Here is a 7,378-nt window from a genome sequence, read left to right as displayed (position 1 = left end):
TCTCATTTTTGTCCTACACTCTTTTAACAGTGGCTCCCCTCCTGGTGGGTCAAATTTCGCTTAGTCTAAACTCCAGTAATTAATTGAGAAGTGCTATATTATTTTATCATTCCTGATAAAATCTTCTAAAATAATCGTTTAAACTGACTGGTTAATCTGTAACTTTTTCATCCAAGGCTTTGCGAGCAATCCGGGTGACATAGAGCGTAACTCCAACCGTAGCGAGTAAGCCTAAGATGCGAATGACCCATTGAATAGTTGGATTAGTCGGTTGATTTTCAGTGCCAATTCTAGCTAAATCCCCAGCTAAAGAACCAATATAAACATACATCACGGTTCCCGGAATCATACCAATTGAACCCAAGGCATAGTCTTTTAAAGAAACCCCAGTAATCCCGAAAGCATAATTCAAGAGATTAAAGGGGAAAATGGGGGAAAGACGAGTTAGCAGGACAATTTTTAATCCTTCTCTGGCAACTGCTTGATCAATCGCCGCAAATTTTTGATTGCCTTCAATTTTTTGGCTAATCCACCCTCTTGCCAGATAGCGCCCGACTAAAAATGCGGCGATCGCCCCCAAGGTTGCCCCAATAAACACATACACCGAACCCAGTACCACACCAAACACAACCCCTGCACCCAACGTTAGAATTGACCCCGGTAGAAAGGCAACCGTTGCCGCAATATAAATGGCGATAAACGCAATACCGCCTACCACCCCCAAACCTTCAATCCAACTTAACGCATTTAGGAGCAGTTGGTGCAGGTTGAATCCGGCTGAATCTCCCACACTTTCTGCTAGGGTAGGAGTAATACTTAAAAAACAGATGACTGCACTAATTCCCACCCAAGATATCCTCTTAATTCTTCTCTACTGATCCTATCAGATTTGGTGGTATTTTTATATTTTTAGCAGCATCCGCCGCCGCTATAATACCAAGTAGACTCAGTTATCATCATCAGATTTCCAGGAAACTGACGGGCTAAATTAGCGGCAGTTTTGTCACAGACTGCCACCGGAATTCCCCGTTGGAGCAAATGTCCTGCCCCATCATCTAGCATTGCCTCTTGTCCAGCATAAATAGCCGTTTTGCCAGTAAAAACACAAGCGCCATCATCAGGAATTGGCACTTTGAAGGAGACAGAATCTAAACTTTCTAAAAGTAGAGGTTCATCCAGATTGTAATTCTGAGTATCCAACAGCCGATAAGGACGACGGGCGCGAATTTCAATTTGACCAAACCCGACACTAATCAAGTGCTGAATGTAGTCTTCGTAGGAGAGTGCACCGGATAAGCAGAGGGCGCGTAACCGTTCATCCTGTTGGAGATGAGAAGGAATGGGACGGGTGGCGATCGGGTCACTCATAATCAATCGTCCCCCGGGTTTTAATACTCGATAGGCTTCGGATAATGCCTGTTCCAAATCCTCGGGTTCAAAGATATTAAATAAACAGTTTTGTGCCACCACATCCACGGAAGCATCTGGCATCGGCAAGGCAAAGGCATCTCCGGCAAAAATTTGCACAAACTCCGGATTAAACCACTCATTCTCTTCCGCAGCAATCTGTAAATTTCGCGTCGCTGCTTGCCGCATTTCTGGCACCGGATCTACGGCTATTATGCCTCCCGGTTGACGACAGAAATAAGCCAATTGTAGGGCTTCAATTCCACCGCCGACGCCAATATAAAGAACGGTCGGTTCTCCAAATAACTCAGTTGGATGAACCGTTGAACCACAGCCGTAGTTCATTTGCTGCATGATTTCGGGAAATTTTAACCCTGGTAATTGCAGCGGTGGAGTGCTGACACAGCAGAGCCCCTCTTGAGGGTTTTCAGCAGCTTCGGCGTAGAATTGGGCAGTTGTTTCTAAATAGCTCATAAATTAAGTCGAGGTGAATGAATACAAAACACTCAGCAATTAACTCAAGAATAGCGGATTAATGGAGATAGGTTAACTGAATTTGGTTAACAGCTTCAGTAAAGATTGAGTGCGAGGGGTGAGTAAAGTCCGGCGATAAGCATCGGCGGCTTTTTTAATCGCTTCTGCCTGAGTGGGATAGGGATGAATCACGCCGGATAAGGCACTCAGTCCCTGTTTAGTGGCGATCGCCAAGGTAATTTCACTAATCATTTCCCCAGCATGACGCGCCACAATGGTTGCCCCTAAAATCTGGTCAGAACCGCGTTTATGGAAGATTTTGACAAACCCTTCCGTTTCCCCATCCGCTAACGCGCGATCGACAGTATTAAAGGGAATCGTAATCGTATTCGTTTCTAAACCCTTCTCTTGCGCCTCCCGCTCATACAATCCCACATGAGCAATCTCTGGATCAGTATAAGTCACCCAAGGCATTACTAAACTACTCAATTTACTTCGTCCTAACCCAAAAGGAGAAAACAAGGTATTTTTAATCACAATTCGCGCTGCCGCATCTGCTGCATGGGTAAATTTCCAGTTCATGCAAATGTCTCCAGCCGCATAAATGCGCGGATTAGTAGTTTGCAAATAGTCATCAACAATCACACCGCGACGGGCATCATATTTAACTTCTACCGCCTCTAAATTTAACCCATCAACATTGGGAGTCCGTCCCGCCCCTACTAAGATTTCATCGACAATAACAGTGTTAATTACATCATTTTGACGGTAATGGATGACTTTCCCAGCATCCGTGGTTTCCACTTTTTCTAAAGTACAATCTAAAACTAACTTCAGATTGTCCTGTAATAATTGTTGTTGGACAATTTCTGCCGCCTCAACATCTTCGCGATCGAGGATATGTTTATGTTTATGAAATAAAGTAACTTGACTGCCGAGGCGTTGAAATGCTTGAGCGAGTTCACACCCGATCGGACCCCCTCCAATCACTGCTAATCGGGGGGGACATTCGGTGAGGGAAAAGACGGTTTCATTGGTTAAATAGCCAGTTTCTGCTAATCCAGGAATGTCAGGACGAGTGGCGCGAGCACCCGTGGCAATCACGGCTTTTTTAAATGGGAGGCGGTGGTTTCCGTTGACGGCGATCGCGCCACTATCTAAAAACTCAGCCCGTCCTAAAAACACATCAACCCCCAAATTCCGAAACCGTTCCGCCGAATCATGAGGGCTAATTCCCGCACGAATTCGCCGCATTCGCGCCATCACTGCCGCAAAATCAATCTTAATGCCATCCGGCGACTGAATCCCAAAAGCAGTCGCTTCCCGCATCTGCGCCACCACCCGCGAGGACCGAATCAGACATTTAGAAGGGACACAACCGACATTTAGGCAATCTCCCCCCATCAAGCTTTTTTCAATTAGGGCAACTTTTAATCCCAACCCTAACCCCGCAGCACCTGCCGCCACCACCAGTCCAGCGGTTCCCGCACCAATCACAACCAAATCATAATTGGCGGCAGGGGAAGGATTCACCCAATCGATGGGATGAACATGAGACATAAGGGATTGATTATACTCATCCAATGGTTGTAGAGCAGGTTCTTGTTTAATTGAAGGGGTCATAGTTGTTGGGATTCCCAAAGTAATAAGAGTTCTATAGATTTACAATTATTCCTCAGATTTGCAAACAAAAACCCTGAATTTAACCGCCCGAGATTCTGTTCAAAAACCGGGCGTTCGATTAAAATATCTACGTCATGTAAATTGGTCTAGCCTCCTGAATGGGTATATAAACAAGGTAGAGATAAATTTTTATACCCCTTCTAAAATCCTCTAAAAAATGACTTTTTTTTATTTTTATATTCTTTTGAGGTTCTATGGAACCTTGGCCCCTCATTTCCCTACCCCCATATTTTTACCGCTCCCTAATCTATTAATCAGCTTTAGCGCATCTGTTACTCTTCGTCGGGAGTTAACCCGATTAATTAGACCTTTGGCAACATAATTTTGTGCTATTACCGAAAGTTTAGATAATTTTATAATCTAGCAGACTGGGCAAGTTTAAGGAGATGCCAATCAGCCCGATGATTCCCACTTTGCTCTAAAGTTTAGCAGACTGTTAATTATAGCACATATTTTTTTGTCCACTAGGTCTAGTCTTGGGTCATATCAGTCATTTGAGTTCAAGGGTTTCAAAGCATGAGTAAATTTTTGAAAAAAATGGGTGGCATTTTATTTAATCCCCGGTTTGCACCAACTGCGGTAAAAGTTGCTTTGTTTGTCGGGACCGTTCTCTTCGTGATCAACCACGGTAAGGCTTTTTTAAATGGACAAATGAACCAAGACCGTTGGATTTCTGCGGGATTATCCTATTGTCTCCCTTATCTGGTCAATATTCACGGTCAGTTTGCCAGTAATGCGCGAAACAAGTCCTGAGTCTAGTTTGAGAATTAATCTCTTTTAGGACTTCCCCACCCTATCTGGGTTTGAGGCGTGCGTAGGGGCTTAATTATGGGTGGGGGTTGCCTCGAACTACTTCTGTGGTGCAGTAAAAGAAATGGCAGAATAGGCACAAAGTTGTTCAACCGAATTGAAGATAAGGGACAGAAAAACTGGGTTTTACATTTTTAATTTTAAAGCTTTATTGAATATCTATCTGGGATTGATATACCCCTAATATTGATATAATTTAATCGAAATACCAGAAAATGAAATATCTTTAAGGGTTCACTTCATTGACCCATCAAAAATTTACTAAATGGCTGGATTATGACCCGGTTGGAAGATGGCTCAGAAAAAAACGAGGGCGAAGATTTTTGTTTTGCTCAAGCCCCAACCGTTGCGGATTGTAGCTTTTAAAAGAAGCACCCGCTACAATAGGTGATAGGTAACAAGCCTTCTTCCAAGGATGCGCCAGCTATTTTCTGGCTTAAATCCCACGATCCACAGCTTGAGGCATTTGGGGTACGGCTTTAGGCGATCGCGCTTAAAAAGTGGTTGACCTGTCTCCCTTTTTTTGCTTTCCCACTCCCCAATTCAGCCTTTTCAGGGTTTAATTTATAATCCCAAACTCATTAACCTAAACAACAATCAGGAGCGATTCATGGTTCAAACGGTCATTACTCCCTTCTCTCATAAAATCGGTTCCCCCTTAACAAAAAATGAAATCACCGTTTTACAAATTAATTTAGGAAAACGCTGTAACCAGGCTTGCATTCACTGTCATGTAGAAGCCGGACCCAATCGTACCGAAGAACTTTCCCCTGAAGTCTGTGACCAATTGATTGAATTAATTCATCGTTTTGATTCAATTCACACCGTAGACATCACCGGCGGCGCACCCGAAATGAATTATGGATTTAAACCCTTAGTTGAGGCAGCCCGCGCGGCGGGAAAACAGGTGATTGTTCGCTCCAATTTAACCATTTTTTTTGAACACAGTTTTGCCGACTTACCGGCCTATTTCGCCAAACATCAATTACAAGTCGTGGCCTCTCTCCCTTGTTATTTATCCAGTAATGTTGACAAAATGCGAGGTAAGGGCGTATATGACTGCTCGATTCAGGGGATAAAGTTACTCAATGATCTAGGCTATGGCTCGAATCCGCAGTTAATTTTAAATTTGGTCTATAATCCATCCCTACCTACTTCGCGCGACCAATTTTATTTACCTCCACCCCAAGCCAAGTTAGAAGCCGATTATAAAACTTACTTGGCCGAACATTATGGCATTACCTTTAACCAGTTGTTGACCCTAACCAATTTACCCATTGGTCGCACCAAGTTATCTCTACAACGCCAACAACTCCATCAACCTTACTTACAGTTTTTAGAGGATAATTTCAATCCCGAAACCGTTCCTCATTTGATGTGTCGCAATGAACTCTCTATCGACTATTTAGGTAATATTTATGACTGCGATTTTAATCAAATGGAAGGCATCCCGGCAAAAACTGCCGACGGCGAAGCACTCACCGTAGCAAAACTGTTATCCTCAGGCAGTTTAGATTTACTCACGGAAGTCCAAACCGCTGCCTTTTGTTACGGATGCACTGCCGGATCTGGCTCAAGTTGTGGCGGGGCTTTACTCTAAGTTGCGCAAGCTTATGGAAGGTGGCGATCGCTCCTCAGACTTACGCATTACGTTTATACTCTGTAGGGGCAATTCGCTAAGGGTGCCCCTACATTTAGGAGTTGTTCTCTAAAAACGACCCAAAACTCGATTTTTGAGTTCAATCTAAGCTGATTAACCAGAGGAATGCTAAGAAATCTAGTGTCTCAGAAGGAATTCCCAGGCTATACACCGAGCTTCTGGGAAATCCTTTAGAAGGTCCAGTTTTGTAATTTTTTTTGCAATTTATTAGCCTATCTAAATCAGAGTAGACCTATTTTTTATACGGGTTTGTATTTTTTTAGAATTGAAATTTAACCAATCTATATTTTTTTTTATAAATTAAATAAACCCCCTAAAAGATTTTTACTATTTTTTAGTAAAAAAATATACGGATACGGATGAAAATATAAGCAAATCTAAATAGAAAATTACTCAATTTCAACGAGACTCAATTGCAGGAAGTCTGCCATTTGGAGGATTTCATCCTGACCCAAAAAGACTAAAAATTAAAAAGAGGACTGGCTCCGATCGCCTTTAATCCCCACGGATCATTAGATCCAAGCCACCCCCAGTTTAACCCGGTATCAATGAGCAACATCGGCAGAAAATGACCTAAGAAATTAGCAGAGGAACTGAATCATGCATGAGCGAACCCTTGCCAACCTTCCCAGTAGACGACGACAGACCGCTCAAGGCTTCAAAGCGGCCCTAGAACGCCCCAATCCAGGATGGATCACTAGGGAGAATGCTGAATCTACCGATCGCCAGCGTACACTCACAGAGGCAATCGCACTCTATCACTCCACCGATCGCCCAACCACTCGGTTTTTAGCCACTGTTTTACAGGAAATGGAGCAGGTCCAGGGCAACCCTACAGCCCTCTACCCCACCTTAGCAAGGCATGACGAACTCCTCACCGATCGCTTTGCTGAACGTCTCTCTCGCGTTGTTATTGGCATTTTACCGACTCTCAGCCAAAAACGAACCCTTGAGTTAGCCACAGTCCTCGTCAATCTAGGCGGCCTAATTTGGGACTATTCCCAAGGGAAAAAAGCCGAGTTTATCGAAATTGCGATCGCCTGTTGTGAAACGGCCCTTCCTATGTTGCCTTGCAGTCGCCTCCAATCCCAACGATGGGGAGCCACCCAGGATAATCTCGCTTTAGCCTATAGTGAACGCTTACAGGGCGATCGCATCGATAATCTCGCCCGGTCCTTCTCTCATTATCAACAGGCTTCCCAAGTCTTTATCCGTCACCCCTTTCCACAACAGTGGCGCTACCTGCTTTCCCGACCCTAACAACATCCTAGCGATCGCCAGATTCAGTGGGGAAACCTTATGATGCGATCGCCCAGAAAAAAAGCGAGAACCTAGTTCTCGCTT

At 43.9% G+C, this 7,378-nt stretch carries 6 protein-coding genes; 3 read left to right on the top strand and 3 right to left on the bottom strand.

All coding sequences use genetic code 11. The features are described from left to right. Nucleotides 1-151: 151 nt before the first annotated feature. The 3 genes from NG796_RS21200 to NG796_RS21190 form a co-directional block, all read right to left on the bottom strand. Nucleotides 152-814, bottom strand: a complete 663-nt coding sequence (locus tag NG796_RS21200) for a TVP38/TMEM64 family protein (protein ID WP_261209086.1) — start codon at nt 812-814, stop codon at nt 152-154. 95 nt (nt 815-909) lie between these two features. Further along, nucleotides 910-1,881, bottom strand: coding sequence for an arsenosugar biosynthesis arsenite methyltransferase ArsM (arsM, locus tag NG796_RS21195; protein WP_261209081.1), 972 nt, complete (start codon nt 1,879-1,881; stop codon nt 910-912). Nucleotides 1,882-1,953: 72 nt separating this feature from the next. Then, entirely contained in the window at nt 1,954-3,504 is a 1,551-nt protein-coding gene (locus NG796_RS21190) for a mercuric reductase (RefSeq protein WP_261209080.1), read from the bottom strand. A 576-nt stretch (nt 3,505-4,080) separates the two neighbouring features. Here NG796_RS21190 and nrtS point away from each other — a divergent pair. The 3 genes from nrtS to NG796_RS21175 all read left to right on the top strand — a co-directional run bounded on the left by nrtS (nt 4,081) and on the right by NG796_RS21175 (nt 7,294). Then, entirely contained in the window at nt 4,081-4,317 is a 237-nt protein-coding gene (gene nrtS / locus NG796_RS21185; protein WP_317619337.1) for a nitrate/nitrite transporter NrtS, read from the top strand. Between the two features lie 667 nt (nt 4,318-4,984). Further along, entirely contained in the window at nt 4,985-5,974 is a 990-nt protein-coding gene (gene arsS / locus NG796_RS21180) for an arsenosugar biosynthesis radical SAM (seleno)protein ArsS (RefSeq protein ID WP_261209079.1), read from the top strand. A 660-nt stretch (nt 5,975-6,634) separates the two neighbouring features. Then, a complete protein-coding gene (locus tag NG796_RS21175; RefSeq protein ID WP_261209078.1) occupies nt 6,635-7,294 on the top strand; it encodes a hypothetical protein in 660 nt (219 codons plus the stop codon). Nucleotides 7,295-7,378 lie beyond the last annotated feature (84 nt).

The sequence above is a fragment of the Laspinema sp. D2d genome, from assembly GCF_025370755.1.
Classification (GTDB): domain Bacteria; phylum Cyanobacteriota; class Cyanobacteriia; order Cyanobacteriales; family Laspinemataceae; genus Laspinema.
Note: the sequence above shows the minus strand (reverse complement) of the source record. Positions and strands in the feature narration are given on the sequence as shown.

Coding starts and splice junctions, on each gene's coding strand:
- arsM (WP_261209081.1), bottom strand. CDS start 1,881: ATGAGCTATTTAGAAACAACTGCCCAATTCTACGCCGAAGCTGCTGAA.
- NG796_RS21190 (WP_261209080.1), bottom strand. CDS start 3,504: ATGACCCCTTCAATTAAACAAGAACCTGCTCTACAACCATTGGATGAG.
- nrtS (WP_317619337.1), top strand. CDS start 4,081: ATGAGTAAATTTTTGAAAAAAATGGGTGGCATTTTATTTAATCCCCGG.
- arsS (WP_261209079.1), top strand. CDS start 4,985: ATGGTTCAAACGGTCATTACTCCCTTCTCTCATAAAATCGGTTCCCCC.
- NG796_RS21175 (WP_261209078.1), top strand. CDS start 6,635: ATGCATGAGCGAACCCTTGCCAACCTTCCCAGTAGACGACGACAGACC.